This is a genomic window from Micromonospora sp. CA-244673, assembly GCF_050948395.1.
Taxonomy (GTDB): Bacteria; Actinomycetota; Actinomycetes; order Mycobacteriales; family Micromonosporaceae; genus Micromonospora.
The window spans coordinates 1,477,575-1,499,549 of the sequence record NZ_CP192019.1; the positions used below are offsets into that span (position 1 = coordinate 1,477,575).

Annotated in this window: 25 protein-coding genes; 18 read left to right on the forward strand and 7 right to left on the reverse strand. The window is 74.2% G+C overall.

Going from position 1 to position 21,975, the window contains the following annotated elements:
- The first annotated feature begins 146 nt into the window (after positions 1-146).
- The 10 genes from rpsP to ACQP12_RS07160 all read left to right on the forward strand — a co-directional run bounded on the left by rpsP (position 147) and on the right by ACQP12_RS07160 (position 6,147).
- Positions 147-632 carry a 30S ribosomal protein S16 gene (gene rpsP, locus ACQP12_RS07115; protein WP_433286015.1) on the forward strand — a complete coding sequence of 162 codons (486 nt, stop codon included), beginning with the start codon at positions 147-149 and terminating at the stop codon, positions 630-632.
- Positions 607-867 carry an RNA-binding protein gene (locus ACQP12_RS07120; protein ID WP_030500803.1) on the forward strand — a complete coding sequence of 87 codons (261 nt, stop codon included), beginning with the start codon at positions 607-609 and terminating at the stop codon, positions 865-867. Before rpsP ends, ACQP12_RS07120 begins: the two co-directional genes overlap by 26 nt.
- Positions 867-1,409, forward strand: coding sequence for a ribosome maturation factor RimM (gene rimM, locus ACQP12_RS07125; RefSeq protein ID WP_357937386.1), 543 nt, complete (start codon positions 867-869; stop codon positions 1,407-1,409). The genes ACQP12_RS07120 and rimM overlap by 1 nt, the downstream gene beginning before the upstream one ends.
- A gap of 16 nt (positions 1,410-1,425) precedes the next feature.
- The gene (gene trmD / locus ACQP12_RS07130; RefSeq protein WP_433286018.1) at positions 1,426-2,214 is read left to right on the forward strand and encodes a tRNA (guanosine(37)-N1)-methyltransferase TrmD; all 789 of its coding nucleotides are present in this window, start codon (positions 1,426-1,428) and stop codon (positions 2,212-2,214) included.
- Between the two features lie 143 nt (positions 2,215-2,357).
- The gene (gene rplS, locus ACQP12_RS07135; RefSeq protein WP_107077631.1) at positions 2,358-2,717 is read left to right on the forward strand and encodes a 50S ribosomal protein L19; all 360 of its coding nucleotides are present in this window, start codon (positions 2,358-2,360) and stop codon (positions 2,715-2,717) included.
- Between the two features lie 193 nt (positions 2,718-2,910).
- Positions 2,911-3,789 (forward strand): signal peptidase I, encoded by an 879-nt coding sequence (gene lepB / locus ACQP12_RS07140; protein WP_433286020.1) that lies wholly within the window; start codon positions 2,911-2,913, stop codon positions 3,787-3,789.
- A complete protein-coding gene (lepB, locus tag ACQP12_RS07145) occupies positions 3,786-4,418 on the forward strand; it encodes a signal peptidase I (protein WP_357937380.1) in 633 nt (210 codons plus the stop codon). The genes lepB (ACQP12_RS07140) and lepB (ACQP12_RS07145) overlap by 4 nt, the downstream gene beginning before the upstream one ends.
- A gap of 87 nt (positions 4,419-4,505) precedes the next feature.
- Complete coding sequence (locus ACQP12_RS07150; protein ID WP_433286022.1) at positions 4,506-4,973, forward strand: NUDIX hydrolase; 468 nt, start codon at positions 4,506-4,508, stop codon at positions 4,971-4,973.
- A complete protein-coding gene (locus ACQP12_RS07155) occupies positions 4,967-5,827 on the forward strand; it encodes a ribonuclease HII (RefSeq protein ID WP_433286024.1) in 861 nt (286 codons plus the stop codon). The genes ACQP12_RS07150 and ACQP12_RS07155 overlap by 7 nt, the downstream gene beginning before the upstream one ends.
- Entirely contained in the window at positions 5,824-6,147 is a 324-nt protein-coding gene (locus ACQP12_RS07160; RefSeq protein ID WP_007075222.1) for a DUF2469 domain-containing protein, read from the forward strand. The genes ACQP12_RS07155 and ACQP12_RS07160 overlap by 4 nt, the downstream gene beginning before the upstream one ends.
- Positions 6,148-6,204: 57 nt before the next feature.
- Here the strand turns inward: ACQP12_RS07160 and ACQP12_RS07165 are convergent, their stop codons facing one another.
- Both ACQP12_RS07165 and ACQP12_RS07170 read right to left on the reverse strand, forming a co-directional pair.
- Positions 6,205-7,311 carry a sulfite oxidase gene (locus ACQP12_RS07165; protein ID WP_433286026.1) on the reverse strand — a complete coding sequence of 369 codons (1,107 nt, stop codon included), beginning with the start codon at positions 7,309-7,311 and terminating at the stop codon, positions 6,205-6,207.
- A gap of 20 nt (positions 7,312-7,331) precedes the next feature.
- Positions 7,332-7,982 carry a methyltransferase domain-containing protein gene (locus tag ACQP12_RS07170; RefSeq protein ID WP_433286028.1) on the reverse strand — a complete coding sequence of 217 codons (651 nt, stop codon included), beginning with the start codon at positions 7,980-7,982 and terminating at the stop codon, positions 7,332-7,334.
- Between the two features lie 171 nt (positions 7,983-8,153).
- Here ACQP12_RS07170 and ACQP12_RS07175 point away from each other — a divergent pair, with 171 nt between their 5' ends.
- Complete coding sequence (locus ACQP12_RS07175; RefSeq protein WP_433289155.1) at positions 8,154-8,819, forward strand: murein hydrolase activator EnvC family protein; 666 nt, start codon at positions 8,154-8,156, stop codon at positions 8,817-8,819.
- Here ACQP12_RS07175 and ACQP12_RS07180 read toward each other — a convergent pair.
- Entirely contained in the window at positions 8,753-9,934 is a 1,182-nt protein-coding gene (locus ACQP12_RS07180) for an aminotransferase class V-fold PLP-dependent enzyme (protein ID WP_433286030.1), read from the reverse strand. The genes ACQP12_RS07175 and ACQP12_RS07180 overlap by 67 nt on opposite strands.
- 62 nt (positions 9,935-9,996) lie before the next feature.
- A complete protein-coding gene (locus ACQP12_RS07185; protein ID WP_433286032.1) occupies positions 9,997-11,244 on the reverse strand; it encodes a tyrosine recombinase XerC in 1,248 nt (415 codons plus the stop codon).
- A gap of 395 nt (positions 11,245-11,639) precedes the next feature.
- Between ACQP12_RS07185 and ACQP12_RS07190 the strand changes: the two genes are divergently transcribed.
- Complete coding sequence (locus tag ACQP12_RS07190) at positions 11,640-11,981, forward strand: hypothetical protein (protein ID WP_357937368.1); 342 nt, start codon at positions 11,640-11,642, stop codon at positions 11,979-11,981.
- A 23-nt stretch (positions 11,982-12,004) separates the two neighbouring features.
- On the opposite strand, the gene ACQP12_RS07195 is transcribed toward ACQP12_RS07190, so the two are convergent.
- From ACQP12_RS07195 to ACQP12_RS07205, 3 genes are read right to left on the reverse strand one after another with little or no spacing between them, the layout of a single operon-like run.
- Positions 12,005-13,243: a DNA-processing protein DprA gene (locus ACQP12_RS07195; RefSeq protein ID WP_433286034.1), complete on the reverse strand. Its 1,239-nt coding sequence runs from the start codon at positions 13,241-13,243 to the stop codon at positions 12,005-12,007.
- Positions 13,240-14,760 carry a YifB family Mg chelatase-like AAA ATPase gene (locus tag ACQP12_RS07200; RefSeq protein ID WP_433286036.1) on the reverse strand — a complete coding sequence of 507 codons (1,521 nt, stop codon included), beginning with the start codon at positions 14,758-14,760 and terminating at the stop codon, positions 13,240-13,242. Before ACQP12_RS07200 ends, ACQP12_RS07195 begins: the two co-directional genes overlap by 4 nt.
- Position 14,761: 1 nt before the next feature.
- Complete coding sequence (locus ACQP12_RS07205) at positions 14,762-15,121, reverse strand: YraN family protein (protein WP_357937362.1); 360 nt, start codon at positions 15,119-15,121, stop codon at positions 14,762-14,764.
- Between the two features lie 270 nt (positions 15,122-15,391).
- On the opposite strand from ACQP12_RS07205, the gene ACQP12_RS07210 reads away from it, so the two are divergent.
- From ACQP12_RS07210 to ACQP12_RS07235, 6 genes are all read left to right on the forward strand, one after another.
- Positions 15,392-16,420, forward strand: a complete 1,029-nt coding sequence (locus ACQP12_RS07210) for a hypothetical protein (RefSeq protein WP_433286038.1) — start codon at positions 15,392-15,394, stop codon at positions 16,418-16,420.
- Positions 16,421-16,795: 375 nt separating this feature from the next.
- Positions 16,796-17,674 (forward strand): 30S ribosomal protein S2, encoded by an 879-nt coding sequence (gene rpsB, locus ACQP12_RS07215; protein ID WP_433286040.1) that lies wholly within the window; start codon positions 16,796-16,798, stop codon positions 17,672-17,674.
- A gap of 205 nt (positions 17,675-17,879) precedes the next feature.
- The gene (gene tsf / locus ACQP12_RS07220; protein ID WP_357937356.1) at positions 17,880-18,707 is read left to right on the forward strand and encodes a translation elongation factor Ts; all 828 of its coding nucleotides are present in this window, start codon (positions 17,880-17,882) and stop codon (positions 18,705-18,707) included.
- 165 nt (positions 18,708-18,872) lie between these two features.
- Positions 18,873-19,640, forward strand: a complete 768-nt coding sequence (gene pyrH, locus ACQP12_RS07225; protein ID WP_154225180.1) for a UMP kinase — start codon at positions 18,873-18,875, stop codon at positions 19,638-19,640.
- An 85-nt stretch (positions 19,641-19,725) separates the two neighbouring features.
- Positions 19,726-20,283 (forward strand): ribosome recycling factor, encoded by a 558-nt coding sequence (frr, locus tag ACQP12_RS07230; protein WP_357937355.1) that lies wholly within the window; start codon positions 19,726-19,728, stop codon positions 20,281-20,283.
- A gap of 254 nt (positions 20,284-20,537) precedes the next feature.
- Entirely contained in the window at positions 20,538-21,947 is a 1,410-nt protein-coding gene (locus ACQP12_RS07235; RefSeq protein ID WP_433286044.1) for a phosphatidate cytidylyltransferase, read from the forward strand.
- Positions 21,948-21,975 lie beyond the last annotated feature (28 nt).

The window sequence follows — 21,975 nt, forward strand, 5'->3', positions numbered from 1 at the left end:
TCCGGCGCGCGTCCGGCGCCCTCTAACCCGGGCGCGTCGCCAGTTAACCGAGCAGTCTCCGGCCCAAACCCCACTGTGCCGGTCGGCGCTCACCCGCCACACCGCCCGCACCGGGCCGGTGAGATCGCAACAGGAGCGAAACAACTGTGGCCGTAAAGATCCGGCTCCTGCGGATGGGCAAGATCCGCAACCCGCAGTACCGCATCGTCGTCGCCGACTCGCGCACCAAGCGTGACGGTCGCGCGATCGAGTTCGTCGGTGTGTACCAGCCGAAGGAAGACCCTTCGGTGATCGAGGTCAAGTCGGAGCGGGTCCAGTACTGGCTGTCGGTCGGCGCGCAGCCGAGCGAGGCCGTGCAGCGCCTGCTGGAGCTGACCGGTGACTGGCAGAAGTTCAAGGGCCTGCCGGCCCCGCCGCCGCTGAAGGTCGCCCCCGAGCGGGCCGACCGCAAGGCGGCGTACGAGGCCGAGGCGAAGGCCGCCGCCGGCGTGGCGGACACCCCGCCCCCGGCCAAGAAGGCCGCCAAGGCTGCGGCTCCGGCCGCCGAGGCCAAGGCTGCCGCCCCGGCCGCCGAGGCCGAGGCGCCGAAGGCCGAGGAGCAGACCGGTGCCGAGTCCGGCGAGCAGGCCTGACATGGCGCTGCGTCCGGCCCTGGAGCACCTGGTCAAGGGGATCGTCGACCACCCGGACGACGTCCGGGTGCGCATGGTCGACTCCCGTCGGGGCAAGCGGCTCGAGGTCCGCGTGCACCCGGAGGACCTCGGCACGGTGATCGGGCGGTCCGGCCGGACCGCCAAGGCGCTGCGCCAGGTGATCGGCTCCATCGGTGGGCGCGGGGTGCGCGTCGACATCGTCGACTCGTACTGATGCTTCTCATCGTCGGCCGGATCGGCAAGCCGCACGGCATCCGCGGTGAGGTCACCGTGGAGGTGCGGACCGATGAGCCCGAAGCACGATTCGCCCCCGGAGCGGTGCTCAGCACCGAGCCGGGGGCGGTCGCGCCCCGGGAGCCCGGCGCCTACCGCGTGCCGGCGGAGTTGACCATCGAGTCCGCCCGCTGGCACCAGGGGCGGCTGCTGGTCAACTTCGAGGGCGTGCTGGACCGCGACGTCGCCGAGGCGCTGCGCGGCACCCTGCTCGGCGTGGACAGCGCCGACGTCGCTCCGCCGGAGGACCCGGAGGAGTTCCTCGACCACCAGTTGGTCGGCCTGGCCGTGGTGACCCCGGCCGGCGAGCGGCTGGGCGAGGTGGCCCGGATCGACCACGCTCCCGCCTCCGACCTGCTGGTGCTGCGGCGCCCCGAGGGGCGCACCGCGCTCATCCCGTTCGTCAAGGCGATCGTCCCCGAGGTCGACGTCGCGGGCGGGCGCGTGGTGGTCGAGCTGCCCGCCGGGCTGCTCGACCTCTGACTGGAGCCACCCCCTCATGCGCGTCGACATCGTGTCGATCTTCCCCGAATACTTCGCCCCGCTGGACCTGTCGCTGATCGGCAAGGCCCGGGCGGGCGGCACGCTGCGGCTGGCCGTACACGATCTGCGGACCTGGACCCACGACGTGCACCGCACGGTCGACGACACCCCCTACGGCGGCGGTCCCGGCATGGTGATGCGGCCGGAGCCGTGGGGTGAGGCCCTCGACGCCCTGGCCCCCGACGAGCTGAGCCCGGACGGGCACACCCTGCCCCGGCTTCTCGTCCCGTCGCCGGCCGGCGTCCCGTTCACCCAGGCCATGGCCCACGAACTGGCCGCCGAGTCGCACCTGCTCTTCGCCTGCGGCCGTTACGAGGGCATCGACCAGCGGGTGCTCGACCACGCGGCGGCCCGGATGCGGGTGACCGAGGTCTCGCTGGGCGACTACGTGCTCTTCGGCGGTGAGGTGGCCGTGCTGGTCATCCTGGAGGCGGTCACCCGGCTGCTGCCCGGGGTGCTCGGCAACGCCGGCTCGCTGGACGAGGAGTCGCACGCCCACGGGCTGCTGGAAGCCCCGATGTACACCAAGCCGGCGGAGTGGCGCGGGCACGAGGTGCCCGAGGTGCTCCGCTCCGGCGACCACGGGAAGATCGCCCGCTGGCGGCGCGACGAGGCGCTGCTGCGGACGGCGGCCCGCCGCCCCGACCTGATCGCCGCGCTGCCGCCGGAGAGCCTGGACAAGCGGGACCGGGCGGCGCTGGACCGGGGTGGATTTCAGCCCCGGGCGGGGGATGTGGCAAAGTAGAGGGGTTGCCGCATCCGTCCACGCCGTGGGCGGCTGCGAGGACCCTCGACCGGGGTCGGCGTCGCCGGCCACCACCCGGGGGTCAGAATCACCCATCCGCGCACCGACTGACGGTGCGCCGTGAGCCTCACGAGGACACAGCGATGAACATCCTGGACGCCCTTGACGCCCAGTCGAAGCGCGTTGACCTGCCCGACTTCCGCGCCGGTGACACCGTGAAGGTGCACGCGCGGGTCGTCGAGGGCAACCGGTCCCGGGTCCAGATCTTCCAGGGCGTCGTCATCCGCCGCCAGGGTGACGGTCTGCGCGAGACCTTCTCGGTCCGCAAGGTCAGCTTCGGCGTGGGTGTGGAGCGCACCTACCCGCTGAACAGCCCGGCCCTCGACCGGATCGAGGTCGTGACCCGCGGTGACGTGCGGCGCGCCAAGCTCTACTACCTGCGCGAGCTGCGGGGCAAGAAGGCCAAGATCAAGGAGCTGCGCGAGAAGCAGCCGGCGAGCTGAATTTCGCCTCGCCACGCCGCCTGACCTGTGCGGATGTCGTATCGACCAGAGCGCATTACCCTGGTCGTACGGGCGCCGGGGGACGGCGCGCCGCGCCCACTCGACGCGGTGTCACAGCGGTCCACTACCGCCCGTGGGGTCTTCTCAGGAGACTCCCGGGCGGTAGTGTCGTTTCCGCGGACCGGAGAGTGGCATGGTGCAGATGCTTGACGAGGACGGCACCGTCGACCCGTGGCGCCGCAGGCGGCGCACCCGCCGGCAGATGCCGCTGTGGCAGGAACTGCCCCTGCTCCTCGTCGTCGCCTTCTGCCTCGCGGTGCTGATCCGCACCTTCCTGCTCCAGGCGTTCTTCATCCCGTCCGGGTCGATGGAGAACACCCTGCTCATCGGCGACCGGGTGCTGGTCAACAAGGTCGTCTACGACGTCCGCGACCCGGTCCGCGGCGAGGTGGTCGTGTTCCGGGGCACCGACCGGTGGGTCGCCCAGGAGGCTCCCGCGCCCCCGACCAACTTCGCCGGCAAGGTCGGCCGCACCCTCGGTGACCTGGTCGGCATCAGCCGCCCCGGCGAGAAGGACTTCATCAAGCGGGTCATCGGCGTGCCCGGCGACAAGGTCTGGTGCTGCGACAAGGGCCGGGTGGTGGTCAACGGCGTGCCGCTGGACGAGCAGGGGTACGTCTCCGAGGACTCGCCGGTCGACCTGCCGCCGAACCCGAAGGAGTGCCGCTCCCGGCAGTTCACCGAGATCGTCGTGCCGCCGGGGCAGATCTTCGTGATGGGTGACCACCGGCTGGTCTCCCAGGACGCCCGGTGCCAGGGCCCCGTGCCGATCGAGAACGTGGTCGGCCGGGCCTTCATGATCGTCTGGCCGTCCCAGCGGTGGACCACCCTGCCGGTCCCGGAAACCTTCGCCGACCTGCCACAACCGAACGCCGCGCCGGCCGGGCCGGCACCGGTGGACCCCGATCCGGTGGGCGGGGTCGTCCTGATCCTCCCGGTCACGGCGGCGCTCTCCGTCTTCGCGCGTTCGGGGCGACTGCGCCACGGCCGGGGACGTAGGCTCCACCCGTGATTGACGAGCAGACCGAGAAGCCGCGCAACTCCTTCTGGAAGGAGCTGCCCATCCTCCTGGGCGTGGCGATCCTGGTCGCAGTGCTGGTTCGTGCCTTCGTGCTGCAGACCTTCTTCATCCCCTCGCCGTCCATGGAGAACACCCTCAAGATCGACGATCGGGTGCTGGTCAACAAGCTGGTGTACGACTTCCGCTCGCCGCACCGCGGCGAGGTGATCGTCTTCAAGGCGCCCACCGAGTGGAGCGGCAACCCGCAGGGCGAGGACTTCATCAAGCGGGTGATCGGTGTCGGCGGCGACCACGTGGTCTGCTGCGACCGCACCGGCCCGCAGGAACGGCTGATCATCAACGGCAAGCCGATCGACGAGCCGTTCATCTTCCCCGGCAACAAGCCCGCCGACCAGGATTTCGACATCACCGTGCCGAAGGGCCGGCTCTGGGTGATGGGCGACCACCGGGAGGCCTCCGGTGATTCGCTGGAGCACTGGCAGCAGTCCGGCGAGGACATCGGCGAGGCCACCATCCCCGAGGACCAGGTGGTCGGGCGGGCCTTCACGATCTTCTGGCCGGTCGGCCGGGCGACCTGGCTCAGCGTGCCGGAGCAGTTCGACGCCATCCCCAATCCCTGACTTGCCGGCCCGGCTCCGTGACGGCGCCCGCACTCCGGGAGCCGGAGGGCATGGGCGTTCGTCGGAGGCGTCTGGCAGGCTTGTGCCGTGACCGTCTACACCCCTCGTCGCGCGGCCCGGGTGCTGCTCGTCGACGCGTCCGACCGGGTGCTGCTGTTCGAGGGCAGTGATCCGGCCCGGCCGGGCCACCGCTACTGGTTCACCCCCGGCGGCGGCCTCGATCCGGGAGAGGCCCCGGCCGCGGGCGCGGCACGTGAGCTGGCCGAGGAGACCGGTCTGCGGCTCGCCCCGGCCGACCTGGGCGCCCCGGTCTGGGCGGAGACGGTCGAGTTCCCGTTCGACGGGGTCTGGTACCGGCAGGAGCAGGAGTTCTTCCTGGTCCGGGTGCCGACCTGGGAGGTCGACACGGCCGGCTTCGACGAGGTCGAACAGGCCAGCGTGCACGGTCACCGCTGGTGGTCGGCCGGCGAGCTGGCCGCCACGACCGAGCGCTACTACCCGCCGGACCTGGCGGACCGGCTCACCCGGGCGCTCGCCAGGGGTGGGCCGTGCTGACCCCGCCGCGCACCGTCGTGCGCCGCGACGGCGGCCTCTACGCGCTGGAGCGGGCGCTGCAACGGCGCGGCTTCCGGCACGTCGCCGGCGCCGACGAGGCGGGCCGCGGCGCCTGCGCCGGGCCGCTGGTGGCCGCCGCCGCGGTGCTGCCCGAGGGGCGGCGCGGCGAGATCGACGAGCTGGCCGACTCCAAGCTGCTCACCCCGGCGGCCCGGGAGCGGGTCTACGAGGAGGTCGTGGCGCGGGCCCTGGCGTACGCGGTGGTGATCATCCCCGCCGAGGAGGTCGACGCGCGCGGGCTGCACGTGTGCAACCTGGCCGCCATGCGCCGGGCGCTCGCCTCGCTGACCACCCGCCCGGAATACGTGCTGACCGACGGCTTCGGCGTGGACGGGCTGGACGTGCCCGGTCTGGCGGTCTGGAAGGGGGACCGGGTGGCCGCCTGCGTGGCGGCGGCGAGCGTGCTCGCCAAGGTCACCCGGGACCGGATCATGGTGGAACTGGACGAGCGGCACCCGGGCTACGGCTTCGCCGAGCACAAGGGCTACATCACCCCCGAGCACAGCGCCGCGCTGCGCGAGCGCGGGCCCTGCCGGGAACACCGCTTCTCGTATGTGAACGTCGCCACCGTCTCGGGACGGGACGGCCGGCCGCCCCGCTCCCGCCGGCCGGCTGCCGGCAGCCCGGACGAGGTGCTCTTCGGCGCCCCGGACGGGGCGTTCGACGACGGCCCGGACGAGCCGATGGAGCGCTCCGACGCGGCAGGGGGTACCGTCGGCGTGGCGTTGGGCGAGCAGCCGCGACCTCCGGCGTCGGTGGGGGAAGATGTGGTCATGGAAGGCGGAGTGCGATGAGCGCGGAAGATCTCGAGAAGTACGAAACCGAGATGGAGCTGCAGCTCTACCGGGAGTACCGCGACATTGTCCGCCAATTCTCCTACGTGGTGGAGACCGAGCGCCGCTTCTACCTGGCGAACCAGGTCGACCTGCACGTGCGTAACTCGGACGGCGAGGTCTACTTCGAGGTCGAGATGCACGACGCCTGGGTGTGGGACATGTACCGCCCCGCCCGTTTCGTCAAGAATGTCCGCGTAATGACGTTCAAGGACGTCAATGTGGAAGAGCTCGAAAAGCCCGACATCTCGCTTCCCGCAGATTCCGGATTCGGCGGCTGACCCCAGCCGTCCCGGCGGCCGGCGGGCCCGAAGGCCCGGCCGACCGCCCGAGGCGGATCACTCCGCCAGCACGACCACCTCGACCCGCTGCACCAGGTTGTTCGCGAACCCGCCCCGGTTCCACGGCTGCTCGACCGGCTGGGTTCGCCCGGAGGCGTCGACCGCCCGGGCACCCAGCACATGCCGCCCCGGCGTCGCCCGCCACGACACCTGCCACCGCCGCCACGCCCACTCGCCCCCGGCCGGCTCGTCCAGCGTCGCCGGCACCCACGTCGTACCGCCGTCGAAGGTCACCTCGACGGCCGTCACCGGCGCGTGCCCCGACCAGGCCCGACCGTCCACCGTGCACGGCCCCGGCCGCAGGACCCGGGTGCGCGACATGAAGTCCGGGAAACCCGGCGGGCGGACCAGCGCGCGGGGCTCGATCCGGGTCACCGGCACACCGGGGTCGCCGGCGTCCTGCCGCAGCCGGTACGCCACCGCGTTCTGGTAGCCGTCGAACGGCTCGGTCAGCACCCGGATGTCGCGCAGCCACTTGACGTGCGCCATGCCGTACCAGCCGGGCACGATCAGCCGCAGCGGCGCACCGTGCTGCGGCAGCAGGGGAGCGCCGTTCATCTCGTACGCCAGCAGCACCTCCTCGCGCAGCGCGTCCGCCACCGGAAGCGCCCGCTGGTAGTCCTGCTCGACCCCGCGCTCCACCCCGTGGTCCGCGCCGGTGAAGACCACGTCCACCGCGTCGGGCGCCAACCCGGCCTCCCGCAGCAGTGGGGCCAGCGGGGTGCCGGTCCACTCGGCGTTGCTCACCGCCTCCACCAGCCACGGCTGGCTCACCGGGCGGGGGTGCAGCAGCGCCCGGCCGTTGCCCGCGCACTCCAACGTCACCCGGTGGGTGACCCGGGGCCGCTCCCGCAGCGCCGCCAGGTCGAGGCGGAGCGGACGCGTGACCGCGCCGCCCACGGTCAGCGCGTGCGCCGCCGGGTCGACGTCCGGGATGTCGTAGTGGATGAGCAGGTAGTGCAGCCCGGCCGGGGTCACGTCGTAGCGCAGCGCCTCCAGCGGGATGCCGTGGTTGCGCGCGGCCAACTGGAGTTCCTCGGCGCTGATCGCCTCGTCCGGGCCGGCGACCCGGGAGGGCCGGCTGACGTCGTCCACGGTGGTCATCTCGCTGCTTCTCGGCCTGTTCAGGGGTGGGTGAGACGGTCGTAGCCGATGAACGCGAACATCGCCGCGCCCGGCTCCAGCGGGCGGGGCCGCCCGGCGAAGCGGTGCGCGCCGACGCCGACCCCGTCGGCCGGGCTGCTCACCGCTACCGGCGCGAAGCCCTCCTCGGCGAACCAGTCGCAGATGGCGGGCACCAGGTCCGGTTCGCGGCGGTGCCGCGTCCAGAAGACCGTGCCGCCGGTGGCGCACAGCGACGCGCAGTGCCGCACGGTGGCCCGGATGTCGGCGTCGGTGATGTTGCCGAAGATGCCGCACACCAGGACGAGGTCCGCCGGCACGAGGTCGGCGTACCGGTCGGTCGACGCGGCGTCCCCGACGACCACCTCGACACCGGTCAGCCCCGCCTCGGCGGCGGCCCGCCGGGCCACCTCGGCGTTGCGCGGGTCCAGCTCCACGAGGCGGGCCGTCACGTCCCGGCCGCGCGGATGGCCGGCGAGCACCGGGATCAGGTCCCGCCCCTGCCCCGCGCAGAGGCTGATCGCCCGCAGCGGCCCGGGCGGCGCGCCGTCCAGCGCCTCCGCGATGAGGTCCCGCACTTCCGCGAGCCGCCGGGACAGGGAGGAATCGGGCTGGTCGTAGTCGGTGTGCCAGGCGTACCAGTCCTTCGTCACGCGGCCAGCATAGGCGGCGCGCCGGTTAGCAGATCGCTCCCGCGGGTGGGGTGCGTCCACAGGTCGCACCTGTCCACAGTGGCGGCGCTCGGGTGGTGCGGGGATGGTGCGGGGCGGGCAGAGTGCGGTGGCGTGTGGATCCTGTCGAGCCGGGCCGGCGCGGCCCTCGCGATGATGCTGCTGGTCTTCCCGGGCCTGCCGGTCGCGCGTCCGGCGCTGCCCCGACCGTCTTCCTCGGGATGGGCTGCGGCTCCGTCCGTCAGGTCGGGTGGGACGCCGTCGTCTCCGACGACCACGGCGCTGCCGTCGCCCGGATCGTCCGTGGCCGGCGCGCCGGCGGCCCGGTTCCGCTGGCCGCTGGCCGGCACGCCGCGCGTCACGCGCCGGTTCGACCCGCCGCCGGAGCCCTGGCTGCCCGGGCACCGGGGCGTGGACCTGGCCGCCGCCCCGGGCGCCGAGGTCCGTTCGGCGGGCGCCGGGGTGGTCCTCTTCGCCGGCACGGTGGCCGGGCGGCCGGTGGTCACCGTCGGGCACGCCGACGGGCTGCGCACCACCTACGAGCCGGTCCTCCCCGGCCCGGCGGCCGGCGCCCTCGTCGCCGCCGGCACACCGATCGGCCTGCTGGTCGCCGGGCATCCCGGCTGCGTCGCGGCGGCGTGCCTGCACTGGGGGCTGCGCCGGGGCGAGGAGTACCTGGACCCGCTCGCCCTGCTCGGGCTCGGCCCGGTCCGGCTGCTCCCGCTCGATCCGCCACCCACCGGAGCCGCCGCTCAGCCCTGGGCGAGCAGCGTGGGCAGCCGGACCGCCAGCCGGTCGTACTCGTCCGGGGTGTTGTAGACCTGGCCGCACAGGCGCAGGTAGCCGCGACCGTTCCAGGCGGCCGTCGACACCTCGACCGAGAGCCGGTCCGCGATCCGGGCCCGGAGGTCCCGCGCCGCGTCCATCGTCGTGGCGAGGCCGGGCGGCAGCGGGATCAGCCGCATGGCGACCGTCGGTCCGCCGGGCTCCGGCAGGTCGGCCGGCGCCACCCCGAGCGCGTCCCCGACCACCCGTTGCCCGTACGCGGCCAGCGCCGCGTTGTGCGCCCGTACCCGGTCCAGGCCGAGGCTGCGCAGGGTGAACAGGCCGACTGGGGCAGCCAGCCAGCCGGTGTAGTCGAGGGTCGCCTGCCACTCGACCCGGGTGGGAAACCCGCTGCCCTGCTCCCAGGAGACGACCAGCGGCTGGATCCGCTCCCGCCACCGCTGCGCCACCACCAGCGCCGCGGTGCCGCGCGGCGCGTACGCCCACTTGTGCAGGTTGCCGACCCAGAAGTCGGCGCCGACCGAGGCCACCGTGGTCGGCAGCATGCCCGGGGTGTGCGCGGCGTCGACCAGCACCGGCACACCCTGCTCCCGGGCCACCCCGACGATCGCCGCCGTCGGGAAGAGCCGCGCCGTCGGCGAGGTGATCTGGTCGACGATCAGCAGTTTGGTCCGCCCGGGACGCAGCCCGGCCCGGACGATCTCCACCACCTCCTCGTCGGTGGCGGTCAGCGGCACGGGCAGAGTCCTCGACACCGCCCCGGTCCGGGCGCACTCCCGGTCCACCGAGAAGCCGACCGCCCCGTAGCCGTGGTCGGTGGTCACCACCTCGTCGCCGGGACCCAGCCCGAGCGACTGGAGCACGATGGCGGCGCCGGTGGTGGCGTTGCCGACCAGCGCCGTGCCCTCCGGATCCGCGCCGAGGAAGGTGGCCAGGTGCCGCCGGGCGTGGGCGATCCGTTCCACCAGACCCTGGGTGAAGAAGCGGAGCGGGTTGGCCTCCATCTCGTCGCGCAGGCGCTGCTGGGCGCGCTGCACGGCGATCGGGACGGCGCCGAACGATCCGTGGTTGAGATGGCTGACCGACGGGTCGAGGGAGAAGAGCAGCCGAGCCCCGGGGATCGGCTCGGGCGGCTGCGGAACCGTCATCGGGCGATCGTAGCCCGCCGTGGATCATCAGCCCGCCGCTTCCGCAAGCCGGTCCCGCGCGGTCAGGCTCGGGGGTGTGCCTGCCGGTACGCCGCCCGCAGCCGCTCCACCGACACGTGGGTGTAGATCTGGGTGCTGGCCAGCGAGGAGTGCCCCAGCAACTCCTGCACGGCGCGCAGGTCCGCGCCGCCCTCCAGCAGGTGGGTGGCGGCCGAGTGTCGCAGCCCGTGCGGGGTCACCCGCGGCAGGCCGGCGGCCTCGGCGTACCCGGCGACGACCCGGCGAGCCGTGGTGGGGTTGAGCCGGCCGCCCCGGGCCCCGAGCAGCAGCGCGCGGTCGGAGCGGGGCACCGCCAGGGCCGGCCGGCCACGGGCGAGCCAGTCGTCCAGGGCCCGCTGCGCGGGCACCCCGTACGGCACGGCCCGTTCGCGTCCGCCCTTGCCGAGCACGCGTACGACCCGGCGGGCCTGGTCGACGTCGGTGACGTCGAGGCCGCAGGCCTCGCTGATCCGGACGCCGGTGCCGTAGAGCAGTTCGAGCAGCAGCCGGTCCCGCAGCAACACCGCGTCGGGCTCGCCGTTCCCGCTTGCGGCCGGCGCGCGGCGCGCCGTCCCGGCGTTCCCGCCTCCGACCGGTTGAGCGTCGTCCCTTCGGCCCCGCGTGTCGCGCTCGTCCCGGGTCGGCTCGCCGTTCCCGCTTGCGGCCGGCGCGCGGCGCGCCGTCCCGGCGCTCCCGCCTCCGACCGATTCGGCGTCGTCCCTTCGGCGCCGCGTGTTGCGCTCGTCCCGGGCCGGCTTCCCGTTCCCGCTGCCGGGCCGGGTGTCGTCCTCGCTCCGGACCGGTGCGGTGTCGGCGACATCGGTCGTCGTCGGGGCCCGGTTCGGGCGCGGGGCGTCCATGAGCGCGGCGGCCTGGTCGGCCCGCAGGACGGTGGGCAGCTCGCGGTGCGCCCTGGGACTGGCCAGCGGCGCGGCAACGTCGCCGGGCAGCAGGCCGGCCCGGTGCGCCCAGGCGCTGAACGTGCGGGCCGTGGCGGCCCGCCGGGCGAGCGACGTCCGGGCCGCTCCCATGGTGCGCTGCTTCGCCAGCCAGCTGCGCAGCACGGTCAGGTCCAGCTCCGACAGGTCGGTGCAACCCATCCGCACCGCGTGGTCGAGCAGTGCGACGAGGTCCGTCACGTATGCCCGCACGGTGTGCGCGGACCGGTTGCGCACCCGGGCCAGGTGGTCGGCGAAGTCGTCCACCGCCTCCCGCATCGGGGCCGGGAGTGCCTCGTGGGACGCCCGCGTGCCACGCCGCTGGTCAGTCATCGCGGATACCGGCTGACTCGTCGGCGCCGAGGGCGCTCCGGAGCGGTGGCGGACGGGGACACGGCCTCAGCCTAAGCGCGTTGGTGAGTGGCGGCCGGCCTGAGCGCGGTCGGATCGGCGTCGCCCCGGAACCTGACGCGGCGCGGCACGCCGTTCGGGGTGGCTGACCTGGCCCTGGACAGGGGAAACTGTTCCTACGAACAGGACAGTGGCAACCCCGGGTCGCCGGCGGGCGACCGGCCGGTGTTGCCGACAGGTGCCGACACCCCGCCACGGCGGGCGGCCGGGCGCTGGGGGGCGTACCCGGCGTGGTGGCGGCGCGGAAGGGTGATTCGCGAGACGGATCGGAACGGGCGTCCCCGGGGTGGCGACGCCGGTGGGAGGAGGGACCGAGCGTGGGGGTGGATGCCGTCCTCTACCGGCAGGTGCGGGCCGGGCCCGTTCGCCGCCGGCCGTCGTACGTCTCGACCGACGTGGTGGGGGACCCGCACGATGTCCTGCTGGACCTGCTCAAGCGGGTGCGGGGCGGGGGGCGTACGCCCCTGCTGGACCGGGTCGACCCGCTCGGCGAGCTGGTGGTGACCGCCGAGGGGGTGCCGCAACTGCTGGCCGAGCTGCGCTGCCTGGCCGAGGTGGCCCGGGCGCCGGCGGAGGTCGACCAGGTCCGCCGGCTGGCCCTCCTCGCCCGGCGCTGCCTGAACAGCCGCGACGCCGAGATCCGGTTCGAGGGTGACTGAGCGCACGGGCAGGCCCGGGCAGGTCAGCTCGGCGGAGCGGCGGGCGGACCCGGACTGACTCCCGTCGGCGCCCGGCCGCCCCCGGTCCCGCGCTCCGGCGGCGGCGCGAGGGCGTAGCCCTCGTCGCGGCGCACCACCATGGCCAGTTCCTCCAACATGGAGAGCTTGCGCATGGCGGTGCGCAGGTCCACCCCGGCGCGCGCCGCGACGCGCTCCAGGCCGATCGCCTTCCGCCGGGGCAGCGCCTCCAGCACCAGGGCCGCCTCGTCGTCGAGCTGGTCCCGGGGGCGTTCCGGCGCGCGGGCGGGCGGCGCCAGGTCGTACCCGATCCGCCCCACCTCCTCCAGCACGTGGGCGGTGCCGGTCACGAGCCGGGCCTTCTCATGCTCGCGGAGCGCCTCGTGCGCGCCCACCGACATGGCCGAGGTGACCGGCCCCGGCACCACCATGGCCGGCCGCCCGACCCCGAGCGCGCGGTTGAGGGTCTGGGTGGCGCCGCTGCGGGCCGACGCCTCGACGAGCACCGTGCCCGCGGTCGCCGCCGCGATCACCCGGTTGCGGATGAGGAAGCGGGGCCGCAGCGGTTCGGCCCCGGGCATCCACTCGCTCACCAGCAGGCCGGTCTCGGCGATCCGGTCGAACAGCGCGGCGTTGCCCATCGGGTACGGGCGGTCCAGCCCGCAGGCCAGCACGGCGACCGTGAGCCCGCCCGCGGTCAACGCCCCGCGGTGCGCGGCGGAGTCGATGCCGAACGCGCCGCCGGAAACCACCGTCCAGTCCCGGTCGGCCAGCCCGTAGCCCAGCTCGGTGGCGACATGCGTGCCGTACGGGGTGGCCGCCCGGGCGCCGACCACGGCGACCGATCGCGCCAGCGCCTCGCCCAGCGGCCACGCCCCGCGTACCCAGAAGCAGAGCGGTGGGGCGGTCTCCAGGTCGACCCGGCGACCGGTCCCGGAGAGCCGGAGCGCCCGCAGGTCCGCCACCTGGGCGGGCCATTCCTCGTCCTCGGGGGTGACCATCCGCGCGCCGAGCCGCTCGGTGCGGCGCAGCGCCTGCTCCGCCACCGCTCGCGCGTCACCGGCGGCGGAGCGGGCCGCCACGGCCGACCGGAGCACCGAGTCCGGTGCGCCGCCGTCCAGGAGCAGGTCGAGCGCCGCCACCGGGCCGAGCTGCTCGACCAGCCGGTGCACCGACCAGGTGCCCGGTTCGGCGAGCCAGGTCAGCGCCACCCTTGCCAGCAGGTGTTCCTCGGTGCCGCTCACGCGCCCTCTCCCGTCCTCAGTTGGATGGCCTCCGCGATGTCCCCGCCGTCGGGGCGGTCCCGCCCGTCCAGGTCGGCGATGGTCCAGGCGAGCCGGATGACCCGGTCGAAGCCGCGCGCCGACAGCGAACCGCTGTCGAGCCGCTTCCGTAGCTCCGTGGTGTCCCGCCCGGGCAGGCGCCACGGGGGCCGGCGCAGGTAGGGGCCGGGGATCTCGGCGTTGACCCGCCGGCCGGTCGAGGCCCACCGCTCGGCGGCGGCTCGGCGCGCCTCGGCGACCCGGGCCGCGACCGTCGCGGACGACTCGTTGGGTGTGCCGGTCTGCAACAGCTCCGCCGCGCGTACCGGGGGCAGTCGCACCTGCACGTCGACCCGGTCCAGCAGCGGGCCGGAGAGCCGGCCCAGGTAGCGCCGCCGGGCCAGCGGGGTGCACTCGCAGGCGGCGTCGCCCGATGGCTTCGCGCAGGGACACGGGTTGGCGGCCAGCACCAGTTGCGTCCGGGCCGGGTATTCGGTGGAGCCGCGCGTCCGGGCGACCTGGACCCGGCCGTTCTCCAACGGCTGGCGCAACGCCTCCAGCGCCCCCTTGCTGAACTCGGCGGCCTCGTCGAGGAAGAGCACGCCCCGGTGCGCGAGCGACACCGCCCCGGGCCGGGCCAGCCCGGACCCGCCGCCCACCAGCGCCGGAACCGTGGCGGTGTGGTGCGGCGCCTGGAACGGGGGACGGCGGAGCAGCCGGCCACCGGGCGGCAGCAGACCGGCGATCGAGTGCAGGGCGGTGACCTCCAGGGCAGCGTCGTCATCGAGCTCCGGCAGGACCGACGGCAGTCGCTCGGCGAGCATGGTCTTGCCGGCGCCCGGCGGACCGAGCAGCGCGAGGTGGTGCCCGCCGGCCGCCGCCACCTCCAGCGCCCGCCGGCCGAGCCGTTGCCCCGCCACGTCGACGAGATCCGGCCCACCGGTCACCGGAGCGGGCGCGTCGGCCGGCGGGGCGAGCAGCGGCGTGCCGTCCCGGACGAACGAGACCAGCCGGTGCAGGGTGTCGACGGCGCGGACGCGGACGCCGGGGATCACCGCCGCCTCGGCCGCGTTGCCGGCCGGCACCACGACCTGGGCGAACCCGGCCCGGGCCGCGGCGGCCACCATCGGCAACGCGCCGCGCACCGGGCGCACCGTGCCGTCGAGGCCCAGCTCGCCGAGGACCACCGTGGCGTCCAGCGGCACCAGCGGCAGCTCGCCCGAGCCGCCGAGCACCGCCACGGCGATGGCCAGGTCGAAGGCGGAGCCGTATTTCGGCAGGGTGGCCGGCAGCAGGTTGAGGGTGATCCGGCGGTTCGGCCATTTCTGGCCCGAGTTGACGATGGCCGCGCGGACCCGGTCCCGGGCCTCGTGCAGCGCGGTGTCCGGCAGGCCGGAGATCACCACGCCGGGCAGCCCGGGGGCCAGGTCGGCCTCCACCTCCACCACGTGACCGGCCACCCCGACCAGGCCGACGCAGAGCACCTTGGCGTAGCTCATGTCAGAACGCGCCCCTCACGTGCTCGACCCGGGCCGGCCCGGCGACCGGGAGCCGGACCGCCAGGACGTCGAAGCGGACCTCCTCGGCGGTGGTGCCCGTCGCGGCGAGCCAGCGTGCGGCCAGCCCGCGCAACCGCCGCGCCTTGGCCCGCACCACCGCCTCGGCCGGGCTGCCGAAATCCTCCGTGCGCCGGGTCTTCACCTCGCAGAAGGCGAGCACCGGCCCCTCCCAGGCGATGATGTCGATCTCGCCCTCGGGGCACCGCCAGTTCCGGGCGACCGGGCGCAGCCCCGCCTCGATCAGGTGCCGGACCGCGCACCGTTCGCCGTACGCCCCGACGGCCTGGTTCCGCTTCGTCATGCCGGCCAGCCTGCGGCGGACGGGTGGGGGACGGGTCCCGAGCGGGGTGCCCTGTGGACGACGGGGGCCCCTGTGGACGGACACACGATCATGCTGCTGCTGTGCTAGAGCCTTGCACCGTCCGCGGTCGAGCCGAGGACGGTGACACCGGCCCTGTGCCCGGTAGGCCCGCCGCTGAGCCGGGTGCCCGTGATGACCGGCTATGTCGTCCGTGACCAGCGGCGATGCTCCGAGCGGCCCGAATGGCGCGCGTGGTGCCGGTCGCATACCGTGCCGGTCGTGGACGGACGACGGAGCTTTCCCGACGATCAGCAGGGGTCGCCCTGGGGCGACCGCGGGTACGAGCCGGACTGGCGCGCCGCCGGCGAACCGCGCTACCGCGACGACGACCTCCGGACCCCGGAGCAGCGCACGGGCGAGGACCGGTACGGCGACCCGGGCCGGTTCGGGACCGCCAACCCGGTGAGCGACGACACGGACGGCTGGCGGCCCCACCGGCTGGACGACCCGGTGGAGACCTCCGGCGAGCTGCCGGGGGAGCGCGGCGGCCGGCGGGCGGCCCGCGAGTCCGCCGATCCGCTCGGCACGGACCGCGCCGGCGATCCCCTGCGTGCCGCTCCGGTGGGCGGCTACCCCGCCCGCGAGTCCACCGATCCGCTCGGCGCGGACCGCCCCGCCGATCCTCTGCGTGCCGCTCCGGTGGGCCCCTACCCAACCCGCGAGTCCGCCGATCCGCTCGCCGCGGACCCGCTGCGGTCCGGTCCGGTGGGCGGCTACCCGGTCGTCGAGGCGGGCCGTCCGGCCCACACCGGAGCGGGGCCGATCACCATGGCGGACCGGCCCGGCCCCGGCGCGGCGACCCCGCTGGTCGTCGGGGAGCGCCCGGGCGGCCCCGCGCCGGAGATGACGGCCGGGCCGACACCGCACCCCCTGGAGATGCCGACCGGCCCCATGCCGTCGGTCGCGCCCCGGCCCGACGGCCCGCCGCCCGGCGACGGGGTCTACCGGACCCGGCGCCCGGCTCTCGCGGTGCTGCTCGCCGTGATGGTGCTGGTCCTGGAGGTCCCCGCGCTGCGCGTGCTGCTGCGCGGCGTGGTCGGCGACCCGGTCTCCACCTCGCACGTCGTGGTGGGCACGTTCCTGGTGGTCGGGCTGCCGATCTTCGGCACCGGCCTGTACGGGCTGCGCACCGGAGGGCTGGCGCTCGCCGACGGCAGCCGCGGCTGGCTCCGCCCGCCGACCGCCTACCTGACCGTCGGACTGGTGCTCTTCCTCGCCGCCGCCCTCGCGGCCCGCTGACCCACCGCCCCGGCCGGCGAATCCCCGTCCGGACAGCCAGCCCGGCCTGACGGCCCCGCAGCCGGAGGCCTGACGGCCCCGCAGCCCGGGTCCGGGCCCTCCACCCGCAGGGCTCGCCGCGCCGCACGGAGCGCCCGGAAAGGGGCCGGACGGGCGTTCCCGAACCCCGGGACCTGGGGGCGGAGAAGGGGCGTACACTGGTCGACTGGCGACCGCCTTGCGCGGTCGACCTCGCGCGCCCTCTCCACGGATCTCGTGGGGCGGCGGCCTCCCTGGTCCCGATCCTGATCGGGCCCATCATGGCCGGCGACCGGGCGCCAGGCGTCCGGCCGCCGGCCGGACGGGACAACCAGGGACAAACAGGGAGTACCCACCATGGCCGTCGTGACCATGCGTCAGCTGCTGGAGAGCGGTGTCCACTTCGGGCACCAGACCCGGCGCTGGAACCCGAAGATGAAGCGCTTCATCTTCACCGAGCGCAACGGTATCTACATCATCGACCTGCGCCAGACCCTCGACTACATCGAGAAGGCGTACGACTTCGTGCGCACCACGGTGGCCGGGGGCGGCAGCATCCTCTTCGTCGGCACCAAGAAGCAGGCCCAGGAGGCCATCGCCGAGCAGGCGACCCGGGTCGGCCAGCCGTACGTGAACCACCGCTGGCTCGGCGGCATGCTGACCAACTTCCAGACGGTGTACAAGCGGCTCCAGCGCATGAAGGAGCTCGAGGCCCTGGGTGACCTGAGCGGCACGGCCGCCGGTTACACCAAGAAGGAGACCCTCCAGCTCTCCCGCGAGAAGGTGAAGCTGTCCAAGACCCTCGGTGGCCTGCGTGACATGCAGAAGCTCCCGGCCGCGGTCTGGATCGTCGACACCAAGAAGGAGCACATCGCCGTCGACGAGGCCCGCAAGCTGGGCATCCCGGTGATCGCCGTGCTCGACACCAACTGCGACCCGGACGAGGTCGACTTCCCGATCCCGGGCAACGACGACGCGATCCGCTCGGCCGAGCTGCTGACCAAGGTCGTCGCGGCCGCCGTCGCCGACGGTCTGATCGCCCGCTCCGGCCGTGGCCGTGGCGGCGACGAGAAGCCGGAGCCGGGCCAGGTCGGCGCCGACGAGCCGCTGGCCGAGTGGGAGCGTGAGCTGCTCGAGGAGCCGAAGAAGGCCGACGAGCAGCCGGCGACCGCCGCCGAGCAGCCCGCCGCCGAGCAGCCGGCCGCTGAGCAGCCGGCGACCGCCGCCGCGGAGTGATCTCGCCGTCGCGTCCCCACCGTCCGTTTTCACGGTCGGTGGGGCGCGACGGGTACGCCGGGCAGAACCGGCCCGGAGCCGGGCAGACCGGCGGCCAGAAATCCGGGCAGACCGGCGGCCAGAAATCCGGGTAACCGGCGGCCAGAAATCCGGGTAACCGGCAGCCAGACATCCGAACGCAGTCTCAACCACCGAAGAGAGAGTCATGTCCAACTTCACCGCCGCGGACGTCAAGAAGCTCCGCGACCTCACCGGCGCCGGCATGATGGACTCCAAGAAGGCGCTGACCGAGGCCGAGGGCGACTTCGACAAGGCCATCGAGATCCTGCGCGTCAAGGGCGCCAAGGACGTCGGCAAGCGGGCCGGTCGCACGGCCGCCAACGGCCTCATCGCCCACGCCGGCCAGGCGCTGCTCGAGCTCAACTGCGAGACCGACTTCGTCGCCAAGAACGACGCCTTCATCGCGCTGGCCCAGCAGCTGGTCGAGCACGGTGTGGCCAGCGGCGCGACCAACGCCGAGGAGCTGCTCGCCAGCACCATCGACGGCAAGACCGTGGCCGACCTGATCCAGGAGCAGTCCGCCAAGATCGGCGAGAAGCTGGTGCTCAACCGCTTCGCCAAGCTCGACGGCACCACCGCGGTCTACCTGCACCGCAAGAGCCAGGACCTGCCCCCGGCGGTCGGCGTGCTGGTGCAGTACTCGGGCAAGGCGGACGAGGCCGGCGACGCGGACGCCCGCGGCGTGGCCATGCAGATCGCCGCCATGCGCCCGAAGTACCTGACCCGCGACGAGGTCCCGGCCGAGACCGTCGAGTCCGAGCGGCGCATCGCGGAGCAGACCGCCCGCGAGGAGAACAAGCCCGAGGCCGCGCTGCCGAAGATCGTCGAGGGCCGGGTCAACGCCTTCTTCAAGGACTTCGTCCTGCTGGAGCAGGCGGCGGTCGCCGACAACAAGAAGACGGTGAAGCAGCTGCTGGCCGACGCCGGCATCGAGGTCACCCGTTTCGTGCGGTTCGAGGTCGGCCAGGCCTGAGCCGCCGCACCGGGCGCTTGACGCGCCCGTGCGCAGGGAAATCTTCGACGAGGAGGCCGCCGGTGTACGTGACAGGCACCGCGGCCTCCTCGTCACATAGGGTCGGCAGCGGCAGGTACGCGGTACGCGGCGCCCACGAGGTGCGCGACGGAAGGGGCGGGTCGGATGACGCAGGTTGTGAGTGACCGGAGCCTGGCGGCGGATGACCCGACCGCCCCGCCTCCCGGTCGGGCCCGCCGGGTGGTGCTGAAGCTCTCCGGTGAGGTTTTCGGCGGCGGCGCGATCGGCGTCGACCCCGACGTCGTGCAGGCCATCGCCCGGCAGATCGCCACCGTGGTGCGCCGCGGCGTGCAGGTCTCCGTGGTGGTCGGCGGCGGCAACTTCTTCCGCGGCGCCGAGCTGCAGAAGCGCGGCATGGACCGGGCCCGCGCCGACTACATGGGCATGCTGGGCACGGTGATGAACTGCCTGGCCCTCCAGGACTTCCTGGAGAAGGAGGGCATCGAGACCCGGGTGCAGAGCGCCATCACCATGGCCCAGGTCGCCGAGCCGTACATCCCGCTGCGCGCGATCCGGCACCTGGAGAAGGGCCGCGTGGTCATTTTCGGCGCGGGCGCCGGGATGCCGTACTTCTCCACCGACACGGTGGCCGCCCAGCGGGCGCTGGAGATCCGCGCCGACGTGGTGCTGATGAGCAAGAACGGCGTGGACGCGGTCTACACCGCCGACCCCCGGATCGACCCGTCGGCGAGCAAGCTCGACTCGATCACCTTCTCCGAGGTGCTGCGCCGCAACCTGCGGGTGGCCGACGCCGCGGCGTTCAGCCTCTGCATGGAGAACGGCCTGCCGATGCTGGTCTTCGGCGCCCAGGGCGACGACACGATCGTCCGTGCCGTCGGCGGTGAGAAGATCGGCACGCTGATCACCGCCTGACCGGTTTTGGAGCCGGCAGCGGTCCTCCGACAACAGCAGCACCAGCAGAGCCCACGACGAGCGACAGAAGGAGGCGAGGAGACCGGTGATCGACGACACCCTCCTCGAGGCAGAGGAGAAGATGGAGCGTGCCATCGAGCACGCCAAGGAGGAGTTCGGCGGGATCCGCACCGGTCGCGCCAACGCCGCCATGTTCTCCCGGATCGTCATCGACTACTACGGCAGCCCGACCCCGCTGCCGCAGATGGCGTCCATCGCCGTGCCGGAGCCGCGCATGGTGATCATCAAGCCGTACGACAACTCGCAGCTGAACGCCATGGAAAAGGCGATCCGCGACTCGGACCTCGGGGTCAACCCGAACAACGAGGGCAACCAGCTGCGCATCGTGCTCCCGCAGATGACCGAGGAGCGGCGCCGCGAGATGATCAAGGTCGCCCGGCACAAGGGCGAGGAGGCCAAGGTGGCGGTCCGCAACATCCGCCGCAAGGGCAAGGAAGAGCTGGACCGCCTGGTCAAGGACGGCGAGGTCGGCGAGGACGAGGGCCGGCGCGCGGAGAAGGAGCTGGACGACCTGACCCAGCGCTTCGTCGCCAACGTCGACGAGCTGGTCAAGCACAAGGAGAACGAGCTGCTCGAGGTCTGAGCGCCCGCGTACCGTCACGGCACCGGTGTGCCGCCGCCCGCCCGGGTGGCGGCCCGGTGCCGTCGTCGTGCCGGCCCACGTCCGCCGTGCGGGCTTCCCGGGTGCAGTAGGCTCGGCAGGATTCCCGCCCACCACGGGGTGAACGGCGGGGGTCGGCCGGCCGTCCGGCCGGTCAACCGGAACTGCTCGCGGCTGTAGGGGATGGTCTTGGTCTTGCGTCATGTGGTGGCTCCCGTACCGCCTGCCGGTGCGTGATGTCCCACCCCGACCCCTACGGCAACGCCGAGCCGCGCGGCTGGGACCGCCCGGCCCCGCTGCCCTGGCCGGAGACCGACCTGGAGCCCGGCCCCTGGCGCCGGGCGGGTGCCGGCCCGGAGGCGTACGCGCGCCCGCCCGGCCGTCCCGCCGCGGACCCGCACGCCCGGCCGGCTGACGGCTACGACGCGTCGCGCGGTCGCCGCCCGTACGACGGACCGCCGGCCCCGGAGCGGGGCTGGCGCGACGAGCCGGCCCCCCGCGGCCCGGGCCACGTGGACGCGGCCCGCCGGGACGCCGGTCCCGGTGGTTTCCCGACCGCGGACCGGGACCTGTGGGACCACGGCCCGCGCGACCGGAGCCGGGGCGCCGACCCGAGGGAACGCCACGACGCGACCCCGGGGGGCCGGAGCTACGACCGGCCCGACGACGAGTACCCGACGGCCCAGATCGCTCCGGTACGCGACGAGCCGACCACCCAGCTCCCGGCGGTGCGCGACGATCCCGGACCGGACCCGGAGCCGGCGGCCCGCCGGTCGAGGGGCCGGCGGCGGGCCAGCGCGGACCGTCCGCCGACCGCCCAGCCGAAGGCGTCCAGGGCGGGGCGCAACCTGCCGGCCGCGATCGGCGTCGGGCTGGCCCTCGGCGCGGCGATCGTCGTGCCGCTCTTCTTCTACCTGCCGGCCTTCCTCGCGGTGGTCGCCGCCGCGGTGGCGATCGGCTGCTGGGAGATGGCCCGCGCGGTCCGCCGCAGCGGCGCCCACCCGCCGCTGGTGCCGCTGGTCGCCGGTGGCGTGATCACCGTGGGGCTGGCCTGGTTCGCCGGCCCGGACGCGCTCTGCCTCGGCCTGCTGGTCACCGTGCTGGGCACGATGATCTGGCGGCTGGGCGACGGCCCGGGCAACTACCAGCGGGATCTCACCGCGGCCACCCTGATCGCGGTCTACGTGCCGTTCCTCGGCGGTTTCGCGGCGATGCTGGCGGCCGCCCCCGACGACGGTCACCTGCGGGTGCTGGTCACGCTGGTGGCCGTGGTGCTCTCCGACACCGGCGGCTACGCGGCCGGCGTCGCCTTCGGCAAGCACCCGATGGCTCCCACGATCAGCCCGAAGAAGTCCTGGGAGGGCTTCGCCGGCTCGGTGACCGCGGCCGCCGCCGGCAGCGCCCTGCTGCTCTGGCTGCTGCTCGACGTGGCCCCGTGGTGGGGTGCGCTGTTCGGGGTGGCGATCGCCGGCGCGGCGGTCCTCGGCGACCTCGCCGAGTCCATGATCAAGCGGGATCTCGGGGTGAAGGACATGAGCAACCTGCTCCCGGGGCACGGCGGCCTGATGGACCGTCTCGACTCGATCCTGTTCGCGGTGCCGACCGCCTACCTGCTGCTGGCGATCTTCGTGCCGATGGCGGGCTGAGGCGTGAATCACGCGGGTGGCGTCGCCT

What these genes read in the sequence shown, in the direction of transcription:
- rimM (WP_357937386.1), top strand. Translation starts at nt 867, where the DNA reads ATGCTTCTCATCGTCGGCCGGATCGGCAAGCCGCACGGCATCCGCGGT.
- trmD (WP_433286018.1), top strand. Translation starts at nt 1,426, where the DNA reads ATGCGCGTCGACATCGTGTCGATCTTCCCCGAATACTTCGCCCCGCTG.
- rplS (WP_107077631.1), top strand. Translation starts at nt 2,358, where the DNA reads ATGAACATCCTGGACGCCCTTGACGCCCAGTCGAAGCGCGTTGACCTG.
- lepB (WP_433286020.1), top strand. Translation starts at nt 2,911, where the DNA reads ATGGTGCAGATGCTTGACGAGGACGGCACCGTCGACCCGTGGCGCCGC.
- ACQP12_RS07160 (WP_007075222.1), top strand. Translation starts at nt 5,824, where the DNA reads ATGAGCGCGGAAGATCTCGAGAAGTACGAAACCGAGATGGAGCTGCAG.
- ACQP12_RS07165 (WP_433286026.1), bottom strand. Translation starts at nt 7,311, where the DNA reads ATGACCACCGTGGACGACGTCAGCCGGCCCTCCCGGGTCGCCGGCCCG.
- ACQP12_RS07175 (WP_433289155.1), top strand. Translation starts at nt 8,154, where the DNA reads ATGATGCTGCTGGTCTTCCCGGGCCTGCCGGTCGCGCGTCCGGCGCTG.
- ACQP12_RS07180 (WP_433286030.1), bottom strand. Translation starts at nt 9,934, where the DNA reads ATGACGGTTCCGCAGCCGCCCGAGCCGATCCCCGGGGCTCGGCTGCTC.
- ACQP12_RS07185 (WP_433286032.1), bottom strand. Translation starts at nt 11,244, where the DNA reads ATGACTGACCAGCGGCGTGGCACGCGGGCGTCCCACGAGGCACTCCCG.
- ACQP12_RS07200 (WP_433286036.1), bottom strand. Translation starts at nt 14,760, where the DNA reads ATGAGCTACGCCAAGGTGCTCTGCGTCGGCCTGGTCGGGGTGGCCGGT.
- ACQP12_RS07205 (WP_357937362.1), bottom strand. Translation starts at nt 15,121, where the DNA reads ATGACGAAGCGGAACCAGGCCGTCGGGGCGTACGGCGAACGGTGCGCG.
- rpsB (WP_433286040.1), top strand. Translation starts at nt 16,796, where the DNA reads ATGGCCGTCGTGACCATGCGTCAGCTGCTGGAGAGCGGTGTCCACTTC.
- tsf (WP_357937356.1), top strand. Translation starts at nt 17,880, where the DNA reads ATGTCCAACTTCACCGCCGCGGACGTCAAGAAGCTCCGCGACCTCACC.
- pyrH (WP_154225180.1), top strand. Translation starts at nt 18,873, where the DNA reads ATGACGCAGGTTGTGAGTGACCGGAGCCTGGCGGCGGATGACCCGACC.
- ACQP12_RS07235 (WP_433286044.1), top strand. Translation starts at nt 20,538, where the DNA reads ATGTCCCACCCCGACCCCTACGGCAACGCCGAGCCGCGCGGCTGGGAC.